Here is a 20,932-nt window from a genome sequence, read left to right as displayed (position 1 = left end):
CCATCCAAAGCTTTAATAGGCTGCAGTGTTTGTAGAGATAAGCACAGATGTCCTTACTCAGTCACGCTGGGCTTGTGACGAAGGCGAGTGACATTCTTGCCGATATGGTTAGCCAATTCGTGGGGCGTAAGGTGCTCCTGCCGATTGGCCTCAAGGTACCGGCTCCACCAGTTCTTGATCAGTCGGCGCTCCTCGATGAACTCAGCCTTGTGGATATAGGCCGCTCGGACGTTATTCCTCTCCTTGTGGCTCATCTGCCTTTCAATGGCTGTCTCCGACCACAGCCCTGACTCAATCAGCGCGCTACAGGCCATCGAACGAAACCCATGCCCGCAGATTTCGGTTTTGGTGTCATAGCCCATTTTTCTGAGCGCGCTGTTCACCGTGTTTTCAGACATGGGCTTCCAGGGCTTGGCATCGCCTGCAAACACCAAGTCGAATTTGCCGGTGAGGACGTGGATCTGTTCAAGCAGAGTCACGGCTTGCGGCGATAAGGGTACAAGGTGGATGTCCCCTGCCATCTTCGTACCCCTTGTGGAAAAGGGTACTCCTTCCAGCGCGGAGCGAGTGTCCGGTATCTCCCAGGTGCCGCGCTTGAGGTCGAACTCGCTCCAGCGGGCGAAGCGCAGTTCGCTGGAGCGGACGAACACATGCAGCGAGAGCATGACCGTCAGCCGGGTAAGTGCGCGGCCTCTGTAGGTGTCGATGCGCTCCTGCAATTCAGGCAGACGCGATAAGGGTAAAGCAGGGCGGTGAATCACCCTCGGTGCTTTGATCAAACCTTCAAGGTCGGAGGCAGGATTTGCCGCGATCTGTCGAGCACGTTTCGCCTCGCGCATGATGCTTTGCAGGTAGTTTTGTACCCTTAACGCGACGTCAATCGTGCCACGCTTCTGGATTGCTTCCAGAGGTTGCATCAGGTCATGGGTGTCCAGATCGACAATAGAGCGAGCGCCGATCAGCGGGAAGACATGGGTTTTGAGGCGGCTCAGGACCGTCTTGGCATGGCCCGGAGCCCATTTGGTAGACATCGCTTTGTGCCATTCCAGTGCAGCGCTTTCAAAGGTTCGGCCTTTGATTGCGGCCTGCGTCTTGGCTTGGTGTTTGGTCTCTATGGGGTCGATGCCTTTCGCCAGCATCCGCTTGACCTCCAGGCGCTTGTTGCGCGCATCGGCAAGGCCGACCACGGGATAGCTGCCGAACGAGGTCAGTCCTTCGCGTCCATCAGGTTTGACATACCTGAGACGCCAGCCTTTACGGCCATTGGGTTGGACTAGAAGGTAGAGGCCGTCGCCGTCGAAAAGCTTGTAAGCGCGGTCAGTGGGCTTGGCTGAGCGGCAAGCCGAATCGGAGAGTGGAGCAGTGGTGCGCGACATAAGGGTACTCCCCCTTTATCGAATTACCTTACCCCTAACACTACCCCTAAAACGGTTGGAATCCACCAGTTTCTGACGGAAACCGACGGAACGCCAAAACGAAAAAACCCGCCAGAAGGCGGGTTTTTCGGGAGTTTCAGAGATTTTGAAAGCCTTCTCTGGAACCTTGGATGGTGCCGGCACCAGGAGTCGAACCCGGGACCTACTGATTACAAGTCAGTTGCTCTACCAACTGAGCTATACCGGCGTGTTAGGGCGACGATTATAGCGATTGGATTGGTTCTGTAAACCCCTGAATTCAGACTATTTTTGCGCAGGCGTCACGTCAGGCGCGAAGCAGGGTTTTCTTGAGTTTCTGAAGGGCTTTCCAGGTGCGGCTGTTTTGCATCGCGCGCAGCTGTGCTTCGGCCTGTTCGGCGCGTTGAAGGGCGGCGGCGAGTTGGTGTTCGGCGTCGCTGACGGGGTGGCTGAAGTTGTGGCCTTTGCAGAACTGGAACTCGTCCAGGTTGCACGGCGGGATGTCGAAGGCGGGTTTGAGGTTCAGGTGTTCGTTGGCCAGGTAGTAGGTGTTGATGCCGTCGAACAGGATGGACTGATAGCCGGCGTCGGTGACGAGGGTTTCCCAGGTCTGGTCGCGGTCCCATGGGGTTTCGATGAGGATGACCCACGGCCGCCATTGGCTGAAGTCCATGCCGCGCAGGACGGTTTCTTCGTGGCCTTCGACGTCGATTTTCAGAAAGTGGATCTCGCGGCCCGGGGCGTGTTCTTCGCAGATGGAGGTCAGGGTGCGGGATTGGACGGTCTGGCTGCGCACGTCCATGCCGGCGTCTTTGTGCATTTGCGCCATGGCCGGATCGAGGGTGGAGAGGCCGGTGCCGGCGATGCCGTAGAAGGTCAGGTCGTTGGCGCTTTCACCTGCCACGCATTGCAGGTTGGTGTCTTTGGCGCGTTCCTGGCACAGCGCTTCGTAATAATTGGGCATCGGTTCAACGTTGATGCCGGTCCAGCCACGGTCATAGAAAGCTTTTGTCACGGAGTCGTGAGTGGGGTGGTTGGCACCGACGTCGATATAGAAGCCGTTTTCGACGGTTTTGAGGGCGCGCCACAGGCGTATGTCTTCGAAATTCTGTGCGTAAGAAATGAACGTCACTGTGGCTTCCTGTCTGTCAGAGATTTCTTGTTCGTGGGCGCACTTTGGCGCTCTTGTCTGCCTGTATAACAAGGGTGATCGCGGCACGCAATTTTCCGCCGAGCGCGACCGGGTTTCGGCGGTTATGTCCTTTTCGTCGGACGCTTATGCACAACGGCCGCACTCAGGAGTGGCGCTCATGACTTTTTTGTGGACCCATTCTCATTTGTGCGCAAATGCCTGTTTTTCTCGGTTTTTTATCATGTGTACGAAAATTGAACAGTAGCGTTTCGCCGCTGAAACAGGCGGTTATATTGGATCCATGATAATTCCATCAACAGAGTTATCCACAGGCTGTGGCTTTTTACGGACGTTCTGCCAAGAGCAGGAAATTGCGCGGCGTGAGCGGGGTTTTGCAGAAGGTGCCGAGGCGAACGGTGTAGCCCTGATCGGCCAGGAAAAGTGCCCGATCGAGTACCAGCCAAAGCTCCAGCGGGCGTCGGAAAAGGCCACGCAGCAATTCCAGATTGCGCACTTCGGCAAGTCGCTGCCAGCCAGCGGCTTCGAGTGCTGACCAATCTTGCGGGCCGGTTGTGGATAACTCTTTCAACGCGGCCAAATGATGGCAGTAGTCGGCGAAGGATCTATCCAGCCAGGCGCTCGGTAGGGAGGGAGTTGGCAGGTACTCGTCAACGCCACGCAGTTGTCTTTGCAGCAAGTCGAAGCCGAGGCGCCGGGCCATGGAAGTGTCGCGCTGACGTCTGACGCGAGCCCCGGCGGTGACGGTTTCGCTCATCGGCAACGAGAGATCGTCGAGGGAGAGTTGTAGGTCGGATCGCAAACCGGCCGGGGAAAGCGGTTGGTACGCAGTAAGGCTGATTCGGTTATAGCAGCAGGGCGCGATGGCCAATTGTTTGCAGCCTGCGGCGCTGGCCAATTGAATGAGCCGCACGTGCAGATCACCACAAGCATGCAGCGCAACGGGCGTGTGATCGGCATTCAACATCGCAATGGTATCCGCCGCGAGCACATCCTGTTCGACATGCAGCGCATGCAGGTGATGGCGTTGACTGAGCGTCTGGCCGCTGGAAACCAGCGCAGGGTCGTATTCCAGGCAGGTCAGTTGTTGGCCGTGTTGCAGCAACCGTCGACCCAAATGGCCCTTGCCTGAACACCAGTCCAGCCAATGCCTGGGCGGCGTGGTAAACGACAAACGACTGGCGAACGCTTCAATCTGCTGCCACTTACGGCCCGGCACATCGACATTCAATCGATGCCCGGCCGCTTCCAATGCATGCGCCGGCAACTCGCCCACCGAATCCAGCTCAAGGGACAGCGCCGCCAACGCAGCAAATGGCTGCGGCGCATCCAGCAAACCGGGTTGGTTATGGCTGCTTTCCGCATCCTCCAGCGACCGGCCGCGTAGCCACGTTGCCAGTTCCGGGTAGGACGCTTCCCAAGGAAGTTGCAGATGAGTAAACGGACGAGGTTTCCACAACGCCTGATGCTTTATCAGAAAAGCATCCAGCGCCGTGAAACGGGCGAGCAGGGCCTCGCCCGTCAGCACAGGAGAATCAGCGCCCTTGGCAGGCATCGACGCGCAGCCAGCGCTCCAGCAGCTTGAAGCCACGCACCAGCACGTAAGCCATCAGCAGGTAGAACATGCCCGCGGCGAAGAAGATCTCCACCGGCAGGTAAGTCCGGGCAATGATGGTGCGGGCCATGCCGGTCAGTTCCAACAGGGTCACGGTGCTGGCCAGCGCGCTGGCCTTGAGCATCAGGATCACTTCGTTGCTGTAGGCCGGCAGGCCGATGCGCGCGGCACGGGGCAAGATGATGTAGAACAGCGCTTTCGGTCGGGACATGCCCAGCGCCCGCGCGGCCTCGATCTCGCCCGGCGGGATCGCCTGAATTGCACCACGCAGGATTTCGGCGATGTAGGCCGCCGTGTGCAGGGTCATGGTCGCCGTGGCACACCAGAACGGATCGCGCAGGTACGGCCACATCGAGCTGTTACGGACCGCATCGAACTGCGCCAGGCCGTAATAGACCAGGAACAGCTGAACCAGCAACGGCGTGCCCCGGAAAAAGAAGATGTAGGCATAGGGAAATGCCCGCACGTACCAGAGCCGCGATGAGCGCGCGATGCCCAGCGGAATGGCCAGCAGCAAACCCGCAATGACGGCGATGGCCACCAGTTCCAGGGTCAGTGTGGCGCCCTGGGCCAGCTTCGGCAGCCACTTGATGATGACTTCCCAGTTCATTGGGTGCTCCTCGCGAAGCCGCGAGCGGCGCGTTTTTCCATGAAGTACATGCCCGTCATGGCCAGAATGGTCAGGCCCAGGTACATGAACGCGGCCACCATATAGAAGGTGAACGGCTGTTTGGACACGGTCACGCCGATTTGCGCGTGACGCATGATTTCTTCCAGGCCGATCACTGACACCAGTGCCGTGTCCTTCATCAGGATCATGAACAGGTTGCCCAGGCCGGGCAGGGCGATGCGCCACATCTGCGGCATGATCAACCGGGTGAAGATGCGAAACTTCGACAGGCCCAACGCCACGCCGGCCTCACGGTGACCTTTGGGAATCGCCAGGATCGCACCGCGGAACACTTCCGTGGCGTAGGCGCCGAAGCACAGCCCCAGCGCAATCACGCCAGCGGCGAAGGCATTGAGTTCGAGGTCGGGATTGCCGAAAAACTCGCCCAGGGCACGCATCAGGTTGACCGTGCCGAAGTAGATTAGCAGCACCCACAGTAATTCCGGGATGCCGCGAACCAGTGTCGAATAAGTGCCGCCAAGCCATTGCAGCGGCTTGTACGGGGAAGTCTTGGCCAAGGCGCCTAGCAGACCGAGCACCAGCCCGAGGCACAGGGCCGAGAGTGCCAGTTTCACAGTCATCAGCGCGCCAGCGGCGAGTGCCGGGCCGAATCCGTAGAGATCGATAGTCATGGATTTCTTTTCAATGTGCAGCAGGCAATGCCAAGGGCTGGCGCCGTCAAAGAACGGCGCCGGCCAGGCAAGTCAGAATCAATAGATGCTGAACGGGAAGTACTTGTCGTTGATCTTCTTGTAAGTGCCGTCTTCGACGATTTCTTTCAGGGCAAGGTTCAGCTTCGCGCGCAGGGTGTCGCCTTTACGTACAGCGATACCAATCTTGTCGCTTTCTTCCACCGGGTCGCCCTTGAATTCATACGAACGACCGGCGTCGCTTTTCAGCCATTCGTAGTTGACGTATTTGTCGGCCAGGATGCCGTCCAGGCGACCGGAGGTCAGGTCCAGGTAGGCGTTTTCCTGGGTGTCGTAGAGTTTGACTTCGACGTCTTTCATGTTGTCTTCCATCCAGGTGCCGGCGAGGGTCGCACGTTGTGCGCCGATCACTTTGCCTTTCAGGGAATCCTTGTCGGTTTTGAACTCTTTGTCTTTCGGCGCGATGAACTGCAGTTTGTTCGAGTAGTACGGCTCGGTGAAGTCGACCGCTTGCTTGCGCTCGTCGGTGATCGACATCGAGGAGATCAGGAAGTCGAACTTCTTGGCGTTCAGGGCCGGGATGATGCCGTCCCAGTCGGACGTGACCACGGTGCAATCGACTTTCATCTTGGCGCACAGGGCGTCGCCGATTTCCTTGTCGAAGCCGACGACATTGCCACTGGCATCTTTATTGTTGAACGGCGGGTAGGCCGCTTCGATGCCCATCTTCAGGGTTTCAGCCATGGCACCGGCGCTGAACGCCAGGGTGACGGCGGCAGCCAGGAAGACTTTTTTGAAGTTCTGCATGCGGGTAGCTCCGTTAGCGGTTGCTGGACATGAATTGTTTGCAGCGTGCCGAAAGCGGGTTTTCGAACACCTGCTGTGGCGATCCTTGCTCTTCTACCAAGCCCTGGTGGAGGAATACCACCTCGCTGGACACCTGACGGGCAAAGCCCATTTCGTGGGTGACCAGCAGCATGGTGCGGCCTTCTTCGGCCAGTGCGCGGATGACATTAAGTACTTCCTGGACCATTTCCGGGTCAAGGGCGGAAGTCGGTTCGTCGAACAGGATCACCTTGGGCTGCATGGCCAGCGTGCGGGCGATGGCCGCGCGTTGTTGCTGGCCGCCGGACAGTTGCGCCGGATAGGCGTGACGCTTGTCAGCGATGCCGACCTTGGCCAGCAGGGCTTCGGCGACTTCGATGGCTTCGGCCTTGCTCTGGCCGAGCACCCGGCGCGGGGCTTCGATGATGTTGTCGAGCACGCTCATGTGCGGCCACAGATTAAAGTTTTGAAACACAAAACCAATCTCGCTGCGCAGACGGTTGATCTGCTTGCCGTCGGCAGCCACCAGTTCGCCGTTCTTGGCGGCTTTGAGCTTGAGTTCTTCACCGGCCACCAGGATCTGGCCCTGGTGCGGGTTTTCCAGCAGGTTGATGCAACGCAGGAATGTGGACTTGCCGGAACCGGAAGAACCCAGGATCGAGATCACGTCGCCGTCGCGGGCGGTCAGCGAGATGCCTTTGAGCACCTCGAGCTGTCCGTAGCGTTTGTGCAAGTTGCGAATTTCAAGCGCGGGCGTGGCCTCAGCCATGTGCGTTCCTCATAGTGTTTCGCTCCTGCTGTTGGTTGGCCTTCCTGGCGAGGCGGCCAAGCTAGCATAGCGTTCGAATGGCAGCCAACAGCGCTACGGGCGGTAAACGGGTGGCATGTGGCAGGTTGTCGCATCGGTACAGCAGACTGTCGCGCTGCTATCAACCGAACAGCCGTTTGAACCAGCTGTCCCGCGGGTGTCGCGTAAAAAAGGGCGCGATGTTGCCAGCTTTGACGGGGTGTTGGAAGCGCTAACCGGCCAAACGTTCCTGATCTGCACTTTTATTGTGCGTCGACACATTTTCGGGTGTGTTTCTGGTGCGTTGTTTCGTTCTCAAAGTGGGTCGCAGGGTAACGCTCTGGCGAATTGCCATTAATCTCAATGACTTGCGATGACTGTCCGGTCACGCCGCAGGCCCTGTGCTTCGGGAGTTTGAAACATTTTGGCGCAATTATTGCGTGCAGAATATGGAACGCCCTGTTGGTTTCTTTTTACGAGAAGGAACGCCGGACGGGATGGATGCAAATCGCTTTCCCTTACAAAGGTAGTTTCAATGAGCAGTACCCCAAGCTCCAATGGCCTCGAACAGGGGCTCAAACCGCGTCATGTGACCATGCTGTCGATCGCCGGGGTTATCGGCGCCGGCCTGTTCGTCGGCTCCGGCCACGCCATCGCCGCCGCAGGCCCGGCCGTGCTGTTGGCGTACGCCGCCGCCGGTGCTCTGGTGGTGCTGGTCATGCGCATGCTCGGCGAGATGGCTGTCGCCTCGCCAGACACGGGCTCCTTTTCGACCTACGCCGATCGCGCGATCGGTCACTGGGCCGGTTTCACCATCGGCTGGTTGTACTGGTGGTTCTGGGTATTGGTGATCCCGTTGGAGGCCAATGCCGCCGCGACCATCCTGCATGCCTGGTTTCCCAACGTGGCGATCTGGGCCTTCACTTTGGTCATCACTTTGCTGCTGACAGTGACCAACCTGTTCAGCGTGAAGAACTACGGTGAGTTCGAATTCTGGTTCGCCCTGGTCAAAGTCATCGCGATCATCGGTTTCATCGCACTTGGCATCATGGCGATCTTCGGCTACCTGCCGAACAGCCAGGTCAGCGGCGTTTCGCATTTGTTCGACACCCAGGGCTTCCTGCCAAACGGCATGGGCGCGGTGTTGGGCGCTATTCTGACCACCATGTTTTCCTTCATGGGTACCGAGATCGTGACCATCGCGGCCGCGGAATCGAAGAACCCGGGCCAGCAAATCTCAAAGGCCACCAACTCGGTGATCTGGCGGATTGGTTTGTTCTACCTCGTGTCGATCTTCATCGTCGTGGCCCTGGTGCCATGGAATGATCCGGTACTGGCCGCTGTCGGTTCCTACCAGACTGTGCTTGAGCGTATGGGCATCCCGAATGCCAAACTGATCGTCGACATCGTGGTGCTGGTCGCTGTGACCAGCTGCCTGAACTCGGCGCTCTATACCGCTTCGCGCATGATGTTCTCCCTGGGCAAGCGCGGTGATGCGCCGGCCGTTTCCCAACGCACCAACAAGAGCGGCACGCCGTACTGGGCCGTCATGTTGTCGACTGGCGCAGCGTTCCTTGCCGTGTTCGCCAACTACGTAGCCCCGGCTGCGGTGTTCGAATTCCTGCTGGCCAGTTCCGGCGCCATCGCGCTGCTGGTGTACCTGGTGATCGCGATTTCGCAGCTGCGTATGCGCAAACAACGTATGGCTCGCGGCGAAAAAATCGCCTTCAGCATGTGGCTGTTCCCGGTCCTGACCTATGCGGTGATCATCTTCATCGTCGCGGCCCTGACCATCATGCTGTTCCAGGAAGCCCACCGCGTCGAGATCCTCGCGACAGGTCTGCTGAGCTTGTTGGTCGTGGCTGCGGGCTTGTTCGTAGCGCGCCGTCGTCGCAACGAGCAGTTGATCGCAGCGGTTGCGCGCTGAGTGTTCTGACACTGTAGAAACACAGAAACGACCGCCATCAGAAATGATCGCGGTCGTTTTTGTTTTCATTCAGACGAGTGATCGGGCGTTTACCTGATGGACACAGTGATGGCTAGATAGTAGCCTTCTCGCCGAATGTGTATCTCGCTGTTGCGGGGTGCGATGGAGTTTCAGGACACGGATTGTTCGACGCCCCCAGCCTTCCTGGCTAAAGCCCCGACCCTTTCTTGCCTGCTCCCTCATCTGACGCGAGTCACAGATGCATTTGCGTGTGCTTGCCGTTTAAAGCGCTGCATGGAGAGCCCGGCCATCCAGCCAACCCATTGGGGCATCAAGGAGACAGGCATGGCGTTTACATCGGTTGTGTTCAAAAATCCTAACACCGGTGCCATGAAAGAAGCGCCAATCGGCTTCTCGTGGACCGTGTTTTTCTTTGGCTTTTTCCCGGCTTTGTTCCGTGGTGATTTCAAGTGGGCGGCGATCATGTTCGTCGTGGCCTGCTTCACGTTCAGCCTCAGCAACCTGGTGTTCATGTTCATCTACAACAAGCTGTACGTTAAGGACCTGATCGATGCCGGCTACAAGGCTCAGTCCATCGCCAAAGGCGAACTGGGTTATGCCAGCGCCAAGCTGGGTTTTGATATTCCGCGTCTGGAAGGTGTTGCTGCCTGATTGTTGTTTGAAGGTTTAAAAAAACGGCCGCTGTCAGTGATGACAAGCGGCCTTTTTTTTTCGTTAGCTTTATTCGATTCAATCGGGATGAACCCAATCCTCTACACGTAATCCTGGTACCCGTTCGAACTCACGCAGATTGTTGGTGACGACAATTAACCCTCGTGAGCGCGCATGTCCGGCAATCATTTGGTCATAGGGACCAATGGGCGTTCCGGCCTTCGCTAGCTCGGACCGTATCATTCCGGTATGCGCGGCTGCTTCATTGTCGAAAGGGAAAACTTCAAGGCGGGCTGTGAAGCCTTCAATTACCGCGAGGTTCTTTTCGGGGGTCGCTGATTTTTCGGCACCGTAGATCAACTCCATCAGCGTAATCGCGCTGATGCATAACTGTCCGTCATGCAAGTTGAAAGCTTCTCTGACTATTTGCGGTTTGTTCTTGATGGTGAAAATACAGATATTGGTATCGAGCATGAACTTGATCATCAGAACGACTCACGCTCCTGATCGGCGGGTTGTTGGCGATCAGTCATAAAATCTGTGCTGACGTTATCTCCATCGAACCAGCTATCCCATGTCTCGTCTGCAGGCGTAATGATGCGAGCCCGACCGATGGCAAATACGTTGACCCGTTTGACGTCACTTGGCATCGCCACAGCTTTCGGCAGACGGACAGCCTGGCTTCGATTGCTCATGAAAAGGGTAGTCTGTTCCATTGTGGCCTCCTGCGTTTTTACTGGTGTCTGAGTCCAGAGAATAGATCTCTATTGGGATATGTCAATGGGATATACCTATCCGATGACGAGAGGTCGATGAGCTTTGGAAATGGACATAAAAAACGGCCGCTGTCAGTGATGACAAGCGGCCGTTTTTGCTTTCAAGGGCGAGTATTTATTCGCTCTTGTCTTCCTGCGCATCCAGCGACTGACGATAGCTGTCCAGCGCATCGCCAAAATCAGTGATGAACTGCGGATCGGTCAGCCACGCCTGTGCGGCATCGCGGTCCATGCCATCGGTCCACATGCGGTAGTCGATCAGCATGTCGGCGGCCAGGTGAGTGGCGGCCATGGCTTCGTTGTCGGCATTTTCCATGTCCAGCAGTTCGGGGTGGTCGCTGATGATTTCGGCGAGGTCCGACAGCAGGGCCTGCAGCATGTCGTTGCGGCTGATGGCTTCGGCGTCGCGCATTTTGCTGAACATCGCCAGGGTGTATTCCGGGATCGGCTCGCCGATTTCGCCCAGGTCATCGTCCAGTGCGGCGGGTTTGCGGCCGTGGATGTTGATTTGTTTGGCTTTGATCTTGGCCCGTTTGGCGCGTTTTTGCTGTTTGTTCAGGGATGCCATTAAATTCAGTTCGCTTTCTGTTGGGTTTGGGCCGCAATGACGTCGGACGCCGCGACATAGTCAGCCTGGAAGGCTGGCGATTCGATCCACGCCAGGGCGCCGGCTTCATCGACTTCGGTGGACCATTGGCGATATTCGATCAGCGCTGCGAGGATGAAATCCATCGCACCTTCTTCGCCTTCCTGCTCGTACACCAGTTCCAGCAGCGGGTCTTCGAGGAAGGCCATGCACATTGCTTGCTGGCTGATTTTTTCGGCGTCGATCATTTTTTTGAACAGTTCGGTCAGGTCCACCGATTCGAAGTCGATGCGATCGTCATTCGGGTCCAGTTCCACCGGCGCGGCGGCCCGTTGGGTGCGGTTCTGCTTGGCCTTGGCTTTGGCGCGTGTGGCGCGTTTTTGCTGCTTGTTGGCGGAGGCCATGGGGGTCGTTCCGTATTTCGTTGAGTGGGCAAGTCCATCAGCTGCGTGGCACGCGCCGCCCGGGTGTGTCGGGGGCCAGTTCGCCGGTCTGCAGCCAGGACAATGCAATGGGCCATAGTGTGGCTTGGTATGCGCTGCGAAAAAAGGCGAAATGTCCGACTTCTTCTTCGCCGATGTCTTCGGGGGCGATTCGCAGGTGGGTATTTGTGCTGTGGGTGAAGTAGCCGAGCAGGCGCTCGATGGCGGCAATCGTACCGTATGGGTCGTCGCTGATGCTGATGGCCAGGGTTTTTGCGGTGACTGATGCAAAGGGAAGCCGGCCGGTTTTTGCGTGCATGAGGCGACCACTGGGCCGCGTTTCGTAGCGAGCCGTGGGGGTGCTCCAGTCGCGAACCACCGCAGCGGGCGTGTCCTCCAGCCAGCCGAGGCGTTTGCCGGGGAAGTAGCCGTAAAGCCGGGTCATCAACGGCATCACCACATGCCACTTGCCGAACATCCGCCAGCGATGGGCGGGCGCATAATCGCGCCAGTAAGCGAATTGCGCGCCGACTGTCACCAAGTGCCGAATCAAATGCCCGGACGCTCCCAGACCCGCTGCACAGCCTCCAAAGCTGTGACCGACGACATCAATGGGCTGGCCTGGGAATTCGCGCTGCGCGCGCTTGAGCATCGCCTCGAAATCCAGCGCGCCCCAATCGGACCATGACGCCTGCAACCCTTTCAACGACGTTGGGCGCGACTCGCCGATGCCGCGGTAGTCATAGGTGATGACATCGAAATCGTTGGCGAACAAGTAGTCGGCGAAGCGCGAATAATGCCGGCAACGAACCGAGGTGGCCGCGTTGATGATGACGACCGGGCGCGCGCGGTCCTGAGAGGCGTGCCGCCAAGTGAAGCCGCCGAGGATGAAGGCGTCTGCGGCGGGCTCCTTGAACGGTTCGCCAGCAGTATCGGTGGTCAGCGACAATTCGATCTGAGTCGGCGCCAGTGAAGGCATGTCCTGCAAATTCATCGGCTTTGGACCTTTGCGGGTAGTTGCCAACGATAGTCCTCACACCGCGTGTGAACAATCCGCCCGTGTTTATCAGGGGATCAGATCAAGCAGTCGCTCCTCGATTGCCGCCCGTTCTCGATCCAGCTCAGCACGTAGTTCATCTTCGCTCGGCAGCACTAGTTTGTATTTGCTGGCGAACAGCTGATTTGGCGTTCCAGAGCTCGGCTTGACCAGTTTTGGTTGGCAGACTCGTCCATGTACCACTTGCGCGCCTTATCGCTGTCGACTCGCAGCAGCCTGCGGTAGTGGGTCCAGCTCAATTCGAGACGCAGTGCGTCTCGAATTGGAAACGCCTGATAAAACAGGCGCATTTTTCGCAAATTGGTTTCGTCAAAGCCTTTCCCGAACTCCGCTGTCAGTACCTTCGCCAGCGTAGACAGCAGCTGTTTGCCATAACCCGCCCGTCGAGCCCCCTCCTGCTCAAACTCGACAATATGCCTTCCAATCTGCCAGCAGGTTTGCACCTGAACGGTATCGACCGCTCGCAGCACTTTCTGGCGCGCCTGACGTATCAATTCGCCAAGGTTGCCCACCAGAGAAGCGAGTTGTGGGTCTTGGGTGTTTTCGGTTTTGACCATGCTCCTGAAGTCTTCCGCAGCTGGAGGAACAGGCGAAAGAGGATGGCAAAAGAGTGCAGGGCGGTGATGCAGGGCGCGGCCGGGATATCCGCAGGAAATGCCGGATTCGTTTTGCAGGAGCAATCCGACTGAAATGCGTGCTTGAGGAATACAACGTGTAGTCCATTTCGCAGTGAGCCCAAGTACCAATCAATCTAAAACTTGAGCATCCAGCGAGAAATCCAAAAGGAGTAACGATTGGGTTCCGTGGAACCCGGGAGCCACCATCATGAAGTCCATCCATTCCCTCATGTTTTCCATCGCCACCATCGGTGTGCTGATGTTTCCCGCCATGTCAGGGGCCGCGAGCCTGGAGCCCATCGACAGTACAGGCGTGCAGATTCAGCGCCAGGAACAGAACGGGATTACCTATCTGTCCGGCGGTATTGGCGAGGATGAAGCGAAGGCCATTCAGCAAGCGACCGGCTACAACCTGCACATGACCTTTTCCATTGGGCCGGAGGGCAAATATGTACCGGATGTTGAATTGGTTATCCAGAGTGCTCAAGGTCAATCAGTGCTGACACTCAGTCAGGCAGGGCCTCTGGTTTACGTCCAGTTACCGGCCGGCAAGTACACCGTGGTCGCCACCCGTAATGGTGAGGAAAAGCGTGACACGACAGATGTCGGCAGCGCTGGCGTGCGTAATCTGGTGTTCAACTGGAAGGGTGATGAGTGACGGTGGCAGTCCTTCGAGACTGCCCCTCGCCAGTTGATCAGGCTTGCGTCGTCTGGCCACGCAGGATCAGTTGTTTACGCTGCTCTTCAGGCAAGTCGTTGATGCAGTAGTTCACGTAAAAAATGTTCAGGAAGAAGGTATAGAACCCGTTCATTCGCAGGTCGATTTTGTGCTCATTGAGGGCGTATTCCGACAGTGCGTTTTTTGCCTTGAAGGCCCATACGATGTACAGCGCGTTCAATGCGATCAGCAAAATGCCGGAAAGCGAGTCGAACAACACGTCACCCAGGTTCGACAACGCGCCGCTCCAGCCAAGGCAGACGGCGACCCAGATGACGTAGGTGTCGTCGACCACTTTGATTTTCGTGGTTTCGTTGATCTTCTGGTTGCTCTTGTACAACCACAACAGCAAGTAGATCCCGGCGGTCGCAATCGACAGCAGGACCATGTTCAAGGTTTTGGTGTTGACCTTGTCTTTCAGTTCATTGATGTCAGACATAACTGTTCCATGTTCAGGACTTTCGAGAAGGGAGCGTGCCTGGAAGGCTGGCTTCGTGTCGTCGAACAGGGGAGGGCAGTGTTTTGCGGGGAGGGGTGAAATGCACGCACTCCTTGCGCTGTCTCTATCCTGTATCGGCTGATTCGGATGCGGGGCATCGGGATCAATGTCGGCTTTATTCCATGCACGGGGAAAATAATAGCATGGTGCCATCATCGAGGCGGCGTACTAAAGCGTGATTGTTTTCCGGCAGCTGTGCTGCGGTGGATTGTCGTTATCAAATCCCAGGCATAAAAAAACCCTGAATCTTGCGATTCAGGGTTTTCGGTATTTGGTGCCCAGAGACGGAATCGAACCGCCGACACGGGGATTTTCAATCCCCTGCTCTACCGACTGAGCTATCTGGGCAACGGGGCGCATTAAACGGGTTTTTCGGGGGGTCGTCAAGCAAGTTTTCAAAAAAAATTTAACTATTACCGTCGCTTACGTTCCGACCCCCGATAAATCGGGATTATTCTGCCGGCGGAACGTAGCCGTCAGCCTTGGCGTATTCCTCGCCAGAGAAGTACTTGTCCATCTCGCCCTGAAGGTATTTGCGGTCTTCGGCGTTCATCATGTTCAGGCGTTTTTCGTTGATCAGCAGGGTCTGGTGTTTCTGCCAGTCGGCCCAGGCCTTGGCCGAGACGTGGTCAAAAATGTCCTGACCTTTGGTGCCCGGGAATGGAGCGCGCTCCAGGGCGGGCAATTCTTCTTTGTACTTGCGGCACATGATAGTGCGGGTCATGACAACTCTCCTGCGTTCAATACGGCGGCCGCGCGTTCGAGCAAGGTTTTGACCGGGGCGGCAAGGCCCAGGCGCGGCGGGGTGGCGAGGTTATACCAGAGCCAGTCGGCCTCGGCCACGTGATGGCCGGCCTCCTGGACCTGAACCAGCCAGGGTTCGATGGACAACTGGAAGTGGCTGAAGGTGTGGACCAGACTCGGCAGCGCTTGTTGCGTGCCCAGTTCCAGCGAGTGCTGCGAGGCCAGATGTTGCAGGTCGTCGAGGTCATCGAGTTCCGGCAGGCTCCACAGACCGCCCCACAAGCCCGTAGAAGGCCGGCGGTAAAGCAGAATCGCGCCTTCGCCGTTGGCGAGCATCGGCATCAACGTGCGCTTCTGTGGCACGGTCTTGCGCGGCTTCGGGATCGGGTAGCGGGTTTCCAGGCCAAGCATGTGCGCTTCGCAGCCCTTTTCCAGCGGGCAGAGCAGGCAGCTCGGTTTGCTGCGGGTGCAGAGCGTGGCGCCCAGATCCATCATCGCCTGGGTGTAGGCGTTGACCCGATCATGCGGCGTGAAGCGCTCAGCGTTCGCCCACAGCTGTTTGGCGACCTTCGGCTCGCCCGGATATCCCTCTTGCGCGGTAAAGCGCGCCAGCACCCGTTTGACGTTGCCATCAAGGATCGGCGCCCGCAGGCCCATGCTCAGGCTGGCGATGGCGCCAGCCGTGGACAGGCCGATGCCCGGCAACTCGACAAGCTTTTCGACATCTCGCGGAAACTCGCCGCCGTACTCGGCCACGACGATCTTTGCGGTTTTCTGCAAATTGCGTGCGCGAGTGTAGTAACCCAGGCCGGTCCATAAGTGCAGCACTTCGTCTTCCGGCGCGGCGGCCAGGGCCTCGACCGTCGGCAGCGAAGCCATGAAACGGTCGAAGTAATTCAGCACGGTGCTGACCTGGGTCTGTTGCAGCATGATCTCCGAGACCCACACCCGATACGGCGTGATGCCTTGTTGCCAGGGCAAATCGTGGCGGCCGTGGCGGTCGTACCAGTCCAGCACCGCCGTTGAAAACTGCTCGGCTCTCATCGCTTGAACAGCCCCTTCAGCGCGTTTTTCAGTTCAGGGCTGACCTTGTCGCCAAGCTTCTCGTCGATTTTTTCACTGATCCGCTCGCCCGCCAGTTTGCTCGCGACCTCGCCCATGCGTTCGTTATCGAGACGGCACGCCTTGGCGCCCAGTTCCAGCGGGCCACGGCAGCGCAGCGGCCACTCTATGCCGACGAACTTCTCGCCGACCTGGCAGGCCGGGTCCGGCATGTCGCTCTTATCGCCTTCGACGATCACGCCCACGCGATAATCCATGCCCAGTACTCGCAGGTCGACGTCGCCGTCACCTTTGACGGTCATGCCCGGGATGCGCACTTTCAGGTCTGGGTTGCTGGCCACGCCGTTGCGGAAGGTCAGGTTACCGTTGAGCTCCTGGAACGGTGTGTCCTTGCCCCGTGGCTCGCCGCTGAGGCTTTTGCGGTTGAGTGTGGCGATGCCTTTGCACAGTTGTTGTTCAAGGTTGGCGTTGAGCAGCACGCCGTTGTTGATGACGAAACTGGCGTTGCCGTTGAGCGTCTCGATCAGCGCTTGCTGGCTGTTGCCGCTGCCGGTCAGCGCGCTGTTGAGCGTCACCAGGCCGTTGACCGGTGGATTCTTCCCTTGGCTTTCAAGGATTTTTTCCACGGGCACTTTGGTGATGCGCGTCTGCATGTTCAGCGCCGGTACTTCCTGGCGCACGTCCAGGGTGCCCTTGGCTTCGAAGTTGCCGCCGTACAGGTCGCCGCGCAGTTCCTCCAGAGTCAGCAGGCCGCCTTGGCCAGCGGCCTTGAGCGTTGCGTTCTGAATCGGCAGTTTGTCGAGGGTCAACTGGCCGAAGGTCAGGTCGGCCTGTACGTCGAGTTTGCGCAAGCGTTCTACCGGCAACAGGCGTTCTGTACTCCACGCAGTTTTGGTCGGTGCGGCGGGCAACGGTGTGCTGCCGGCGCCCGCCATGGCGTCGGCTTCGGTGCTGGCGACTTCGGCCTGACGCACTTGCGTCGCGCTACTGGCTTCGGCGGACTTGGGTGGCAGATAGCGGTCAACGTTGAAGGTGTCGGCCTTGAGGGTTGCGCGCAGCGATTGCTTGGCGAAGTCCTCGACGGCGATGCGGCCACTGAAGCTGCTGTCGTCGACTTTCAGGTTGATGTTGTCGAGCGACAGGCTCGCAGGCGTGCCCGCCAGACGGCTGACCAGCTCGACTTTGCTCAGGCTGCCTTCGGTCATGGCCGGGAGTGTCTGGCCGATGCTGTCGACGAATTTCGCCAGGTCGAACTGGGCAATCGAAATGCCGCCGCTGATTTGCGGCGTCTTGTCGAGGTCGTTGACCTTCAACTCGCCCAGTGCGCGCATTTGGTTGGCAGAGATCTTGATACCGGTCCATTCGGCGACGTTCGCGGCTTTATCCAGCAGCAACTGGCCTTGGGCAGCGAAGGTCATGGTCTTGCCTTGCAGCGGATCGCCGGCGACTTCGCCGGAGAGCTTCATGTCCTCGAATTTGTAGCGCTGCAAGGCGCGTTCGAAACGCAGCTCGCCATTGAGCTCGGTGCGTACCCGCAGGACCGGCTGATTGGTGCCGAGGAACGCGGTGAGTTTGACCGGAATGTTGGTCGAGTCGTGGACCGGGCCGGTGCTCAGCTGGATGCTTTCGGCGCTGAACTGCTTGCCTGTCTTCTCGTCGTTGTATTCAACGCGGGCGTTGTTGACGGTCAGGCTGTCGATGTCCAGGCGAATCGGTTGGGCCGGTTTTTCCGCCTGGGCGGTAGTGGTCGGCGCAGGCGCAGGTTCGCCAGCAGTAGCGGCTGGCGTGGCCGGGGTGACTGGCGCCGGGGCCTTGCCGATGTCTTCCCAGTTGCCGTGGCCGTCCTTGTCGCGGTTCAGGCGCAGGTTAAGGCCTTCGACGCGCACGTCACTCATCTGCACTTCGCGGCGCAGCAGCGGCAGCACGCGCACAGACAGACCCAGCATCTGCAAGTCGGCGAACGGTTCGGTGGGTTTGGCCAGGGTCGCGACACTGGCTTCGTGCAATTCCAGGCCAAGCCACGGGAACAGGCTCCAGCCGATATCGCCATTGAGCGTCAGCTCGATGTGGGCCTTGTCGCGGGCAATCTGGCGAATCTCGTCTTTATAGTCGTTGGGATCGAAGAGGTGGGTCAGGGCAAAGCCCAGCGCCACAATGATCAGCAACAGCCCGAGAAGCACCAGACCCAGGATTTTGCCGAACGCTTTCATGGGCGAGTCCTTGTAGTTAGTCGAATTCGAAATTTAGCCGGGGAGTATAGCGCTCCGAAGCGGACGACCGGTCAGCGATCACGTCGGCAGCACATCCAGCGGCACTTTCAGCTTGGCGGCCAGTGCCTGAGCTTCGAGATGCCCGGCAGGTGCCAGCAGACGCAAGGTCACGCCCGATTGCGAAGCCATTTTCCGCGCTTCGTCCACCATTCGTTCGGCAACGCCACGGCGACGGGTAATTTTTCGCACGCAGATTTGGGACAAGTGCCAAACGTCGTGGTTTCGTTGCAAGCGAGCCGCGCCGAGCAGCCGATCATTGAAGCGTCCGGCGATCAGCGAACCGTCTTCCAGGCAGCTTTCGATCAGCTGCAAACCCCCTGAAAACGGGGCGAACAGCCAGTCCGGAGCGTCGCGGTAAATTTTTTGCAGGTCTTGCTGATCCTGATAAGTGGCTTCGTGCAGCAGCTCGACAATGATCGGCATAGCGGTTCCTTCAGTGGTACGAGAACAGATGACTTACACAAAGGTGATATCACTTTGGTTTTTCTGTCACGTACAGATGGTAACCTCTGCCGGTTCGTCCGTCCTTCTGCGACGTGATGTCGCACCAAAATGGAGCTTCACCCTGAAAAAGACAGTCATGCGTGCGCATAAGGCTGGGGGTGAAGAGTGGCTGGCGAACCATACTAATAATTGGGGGATACACAATGACCACGAGTATCACGGCGGATGGCTTTACAGCCAATCAGCCCGGGTTCCTGTCCAAGGAACGCATCATCGCCAAGCCCGGTTTCAACCGTTGGCTGGTACCACCGGCCGCACTGGCCATCCACCTGTGCATCGGCATGGCTTACGGCTTCTCGGTGTTCTGGTTGCCACTGTCCAAAGCCCTGGGCGTGACCAAGCCGGTAGCCTGCGCGCCGGACATGAGCTTCATCTCGCAAGTTTTCTCGTCGCAATGTGACTGGCCGATCTCGATGCTCGGCTGGATCTACACCCTGTTCTTCATCTTCCTCGGCTGCTCGGCAGCGATCTGGGGCGGCTGGCTCGAACACGCCGGGCCTCGCAAGGCTGGCGTTGTATCGGCACTGTGCTGGTGTGGTGGTCTGCTGATTTCGGCGCTGGGGATTTATACCCACCAGATCTGGCTGATGTGGATCGGCTCCGGGGTCATTGGCGGTATCGGCCTGGGGTTGGGTTACATCTCGCCGGTGTCGACCCTGATCAAGTGGTTCCCGGACAAGCGCGGCATGGCGACCGGCATGGCGATCATGGGCTTCGGTGGTGGTGCGATGGTCGGTGCTCCGCTGGCCGCAGCCCTGATGGGCCACTTCGCTTCGGCAGACAGCGTCGGTGTGTGGCAGAGCTTCCTGGTGATGGCAGCGATCTACTTCGTGTTCATGATCGGCGGTGCACTGTCCTACCGCGTGCCGCCAACCGGTTGGAAGCCTGAAGGCTGGACCGCTCCGGCGAAGAAAGCTTCGAACGCGATGATCACTCACCGTCACGTCCACGTGAATGTGGCGTGGAAAACCCCGCAATTCCGTCTGGTGTGGCTGGTGCTGTGCCTGAACGTGTCGGCGGGTATCGGCATCCTGGGCATGGCTTCGCCGCTGTTGCAGGAAGTGTTCGGCGGTAAATTGATCGGTGTTGACCTGCCGTTCGGTCAGTTGGACGCCGGGCAACTGGCTTCTATCGCGGCGATTGCGGCCGGTTTCACCGGTTTGTTGAGCCTGTTCAACATTGGTGGCCGGTTCTTCTGGGCATCGTTCTCGGATTACCTGGGCCGTAAAAACACCTATTTCGTGTTCTTCGCCCTGGGCTTTGCTCTGTACGCGCTGATCCCGAACCTCGGTCACCTGGGTAACGTTGCGCTGTTCGTGGCGGCGTTCTGCATCATCCTGTCGATGTACGGCGGTGGTTTTGCGACCGTGCCGGCTTACCTGGCGGACCTGTTCGGTACGCAAATGGTCGGCGCGATCCACGGTCGTCTGCTGACGGCGTGGGCGGCGGCGGGCGTGTTGGGTCCGGTGTTGGTGAACTACATTCGTGAGTATCAGTTGAGCATCGGCGTTGAGCGCGCCGCGGCTTACGACATCACCTTGTACATCCTCGCGGGCCTGCTGGTGCTGGGTTTCCTGTGCAACCTGATGGTTCGCCCGGTGGCCGACAAGTACTTCATGACCGACGCCGAACTGGCTGCCGAACAGGCGCTGGGCCACGACAAGGGTGCTGATGCCAGCACCGTGCTGGAGTGGAAAGCGGCGCCGGGCACCAAGCCGTTGGCGATTGCTGCGTGGCTGGTGGTGGGTATTCCGTTGGCGTGGGGTGTCTGGGTGACCCTGCAGAAGACGGCGGTTCTGTTCCACTAAGTAAAACGCACTGCCCCTGTGGGAGCGAGCCTGTTCGTGAATGCGGTCTGACAGTCGACAGAGATGTTGAATGTGAAGGCCCTTTCGCGAGCAGGCTCGCTTGTATGTTTAGACTTGAAGGGGTGGGTGGGACTAAAGCTCGTCATCTGACTCTAACCAGTACAGACCGTGGGAGACTT

General features: G+C 58.3%; 21 protein-coding genes, 2 tRNA genes and 1 pseudogene. 4 read left to right on the top strand and 20 right to left on the bottom strand.

Annotated features, from left to right (window positions below; genetic code table 11):
• Nucleotides 1-53: 53 nt before the first annotated feature.
• From FBY01_RS19350 to FBY01_RS19315, 8 genes are all read right to left on the bottom strand, one after another.
• Nucleotides 54-1,376 (bottom strand): integrase arm-type DNA-binding domain-containing protein, encoded by a 1,323-nt coding sequence (locus FBY01_RS19350; RefSeq protein WP_145309164.1) that lies wholly within the window; start codon nt 1,374-1,376, stop codon nt 54-56.
• 171 nt (nt 1,377-1,547) lie between these two features.
• Nucleotides 1,548-1,623 (bottom strand) — tRNA-Thr (locus tag FBY01_RS19345).
• 78 nt (nt 1,624-1,701) lie between these two features.
• The gene (locus FBY01_RS19340) at nt 1,702-2,526 is read right to left on the bottom strand and encodes an FkbM family methyltransferase (protein WP_102593455.1); all 825 of its coding nucleotides are present in this window, start codon (nt 2,524-2,526) and stop codon (nt 1,702-1,704) included.
• A 343-nt stretch (nt 2,527-2,869) separates the two neighbouring features.
• The gene (locus tag FBY01_RS19335; protein ID WP_145309166.1) at nt 2,870-4,099 is read right to left on the bottom strand and encodes a methyltransferase; all 1,230 of its coding nucleotides are present in this window, start codon (nt 4,097-4,099) and stop codon (nt 2,870-2,872) included.
• On the bottom strand, nt 4,080-4,769 hold the full coding sequence (locus FBY01_RS19330; RefSeq protein ID WP_010464640.1) for an ABC transporter permease: 690 nt from the start codon (nt 4,767-4,769) through the stop codon (nt 4,080-4,082). The genes FBY01_RS19335 and FBY01_RS19330 overlap by 20 nt, the downstream gene beginning before the upstream one ends.
• The gene (locus FBY01_RS19325) at nt 4,766-5,461 is read right to left on the bottom strand and encodes an ABC transporter permease (protein WP_010464638.1); all 696 of its coding nucleotides are present in this window, start codon (nt 5,459-5,461) and stop codon (nt 4,766-4,768) included. The genes FBY01_RS19330 and FBY01_RS19325 overlap by 4 nt, the downstream gene beginning before the upstream one ends.
• Before the next feature lie 78 nt (nt 5,462-5,539).
• The gene (locus tag FBY01_RS19320; protein WP_010464636.1) at nt 5,540-6,286 is read right to left on the bottom strand and encodes an ABC transporter substrate-binding protein; all 747 of its coding nucleotides are present in this window, start codon (nt 6,284-6,286) and stop codon (nt 5,540-5,542) included.
• Nucleotides 6,287-6,299: 13 nt separating this feature from the next.
• Nucleotides 6,300-7,073: an ABC transporter ATP-binding protein gene (locus tag FBY01_RS19315; protein ID WP_007897462.1), complete on the bottom strand. Its 774-nt coding sequence runs from the start codon at nt 7,071-7,073 to the stop codon at nt 6,300-6,302.
• A 553-nt stretch (nt 7,074-7,626) separates the two neighbouring features.
• On the opposite strand from FBY01_RS19315, the gene gabP reads away from it, so the two are divergent.
• Entirely contained in the window at nt 7,627-9,018 is a 1,392-nt protein-coding gene (gene gabP / locus FBY01_RS19310; protein WP_077747581.1) for a GABA permease, read from the top strand.
• A gap of 345 nt (nt 9,019-9,363) precedes the next feature.
• Nucleotides 9,364-9,690, top strand: a complete 327-nt coding sequence (locus FBY01_RS19305; RefSeq protein ID WP_010464627.1) for a hypothetical protein — start codon at nt 9,364-9,366, stop codon at nt 9,688-9,690.
• Between the two features lie 78 nt (nt 9,691-9,768).
• Here FBY01_RS19305 and vapC read toward each other — a convergent pair whose 3' ends face one another.
• The 6 genes and pseudogenes from vapC to FBY01_RS19275 all read right to left on the bottom strand — a co-directional run.
• Complete coding sequence (gene vapC, locus FBY01_RS19300; RefSeq protein ID WP_010464625.1) at nt 9,769-10,176, bottom strand: tRNA(fMet)-specific endonuclease VapC; 408 nt, start codon at nt 10,174-10,176, stop codon at nt 9,769-9,771.
• Complete coding sequence (gene vapB / locus FBY01_RS19295) at nt 10,176-10,406, bottom strand: type II toxin-antitoxin system VapB family antitoxin (RefSeq protein WP_083375253.1); 231 nt, start codon at nt 10,404-10,406, stop codon at nt 10,176-10,178. Before vapB ends, vapC begins: the two co-directional genes overlap by 1 nt.
• A gap of 175 nt (nt 10,407-10,581) precedes the next feature.
• On the bottom strand, nt 10,582-11,034 hold the full coding sequence (locus tag FBY01_RS19290) for a hypothetical protein (protein WP_145309168.1): 453 nt from the start codon (nt 11,032-11,034) through the stop codon (nt 10,582-10,584).
• 5 nt (nt 11,035-11,039) lie between these two features.
• Nucleotides 11,040-11,456 (bottom strand): hypothetical protein, encoded by a 417-nt coding sequence (locus FBY01_RS19285; protein WP_010464618.1) that lies wholly within the window; start codon nt 11,454-11,456, stop codon nt 11,040-11,042.
• A gap of 37 nt (nt 11,457-11,493) precedes the next feature.
• Complete coding sequence (locus FBY01_RS19280; protein WP_083375251.1) at nt 11,494-12,468, bottom strand: alpha/beta fold hydrolase; 975 nt, start codon at nt 12,466-12,468, stop codon at nt 11,494-11,496.
• A 182-nt stretch (nt 12,469-12,650) separates the two neighbouring features.
• Nucleotides 12,651-13,088, bottom strand: a pseudogene (locus FBY01_RS19275) (DUF1016 N-terminal domain-containing protein); the annotation flags it as partial.
• Between the two features lie 268 nt (nt 13,089-13,356).
• Here FBY01_RS19275 and FBY01_RS19270 point away from each other — a divergent pair.
• Nucleotides 13,357-13,806 carry a hypothetical protein gene (locus tag FBY01_RS19270; RefSeq protein WP_010464612.1) on the top strand — a complete coding sequence of 150 codons (450 nt, stop codon included), beginning with the start codon at nt 13,357-13,359 and terminating at the stop codon, nt 13,804-13,806.
• A 37-nt stretch (nt 13,807-13,843) separates the two neighbouring features.
• Here the strand turns inward: FBY01_RS19270 and FBY01_RS19265 are convergent, their stop codons facing one another.
• The 6 genes from FBY01_RS19265 to FBY01_RS19240 all read right to left on the bottom strand — a co-directional run bounded on the left by FBY01_RS19265 (nt 13,844) and on the right by FBY01_RS19240 (nt 18,864).
• Nucleotides 13,844-14,305 (bottom strand): DUF4234 domain-containing protein, encoded by a 462-nt coding sequence (locus FBY01_RS19265; protein ID WP_010464610.1) that lies wholly within the window; start codon nt 14,303-14,305, stop codon nt 13,844-13,846.
• A gap of 332 nt (nt 14,306-14,637) precedes the next feature.
• Nucleotides 14,638-14,713 (bottom strand) — tRNA-Phe (locus tag FBY01_RS19260).
• A 103-nt stretch (nt 14,714-14,816) separates the two neighbouring features.
• Entirely contained in the window at nt 14,817-15,089 is a 273-nt protein-coding gene (locus FBY01_RS19255) for an oxidative damage protection protein (protein WP_145309172.1), read from the bottom strand.
• Entirely contained in the window at nt 15,086-16,153 is a 1,068-nt protein-coding gene (mutY, locus tag FBY01_RS19250; protein WP_077747586.1) for an A/G-specific adenine glycosylase, read from the bottom strand. The genes FBY01_RS19255 and mutY overlap by 4 nt, the downstream gene beginning before the upstream one ends.
• Complete coding sequence (locus FBY01_RS19245) at nt 16,150-18,381, bottom strand: AsmA family protein (protein ID WP_145309174.1); 2,232 nt, start codon at nt 18,379-18,381, stop codon at nt 16,150-16,152. The genes mutY and FBY01_RS19245 overlap by 4 nt, the downstream gene beginning before the upstream one ends.
• Nucleotides 18,382-18,459: 78 nt before the next feature.
• Nucleotides 18,460-18,864 carry an acetyl-CoA sensor PanZ family protein gene (locus tag FBY01_RS19240; protein ID WP_077747588.1) on the bottom strand — a complete coding sequence of 135 codons (405 nt, stop codon included), beginning with the start codon at nt 18,862-18,864 and terminating at the stop codon, nt 18,460-18,462.
• A gap of 224 nt (nt 18,865-19,088) precedes the next feature.
• On the opposite strand from FBY01_RS19240, the gene FBY01_RS19235 reads away from it, so the two are divergent.
• Nucleotides 19,089-20,753: an OFA family MFS transporter gene (locus FBY01_RS19235; RefSeq protein ID WP_010464600.1), complete on the top strand. Its 1,665-nt coding sequence runs from the start codon at nt 19,089-19,091 to the stop codon at nt 20,751-20,753.
• The last annotated feature ends 179 nt before the right edge of the window (nt 20,754-20,932 follow it).

Origin of the sequence: Pseudomonas sp. SJZ077 (genome assembly GCF_007993905.1) — a bacterium.
GTDB classification, from domain to species: Bacteria; Pseudomonadota; Gammaproteobacteria; order Pseudomonadales; family Pseudomonadaceae; genus Aquipseudomonas; species Aquipseudomonas mandelii.
This window is presented reverse-complemented; position numbering and strand designations above follow the sequence as displayed.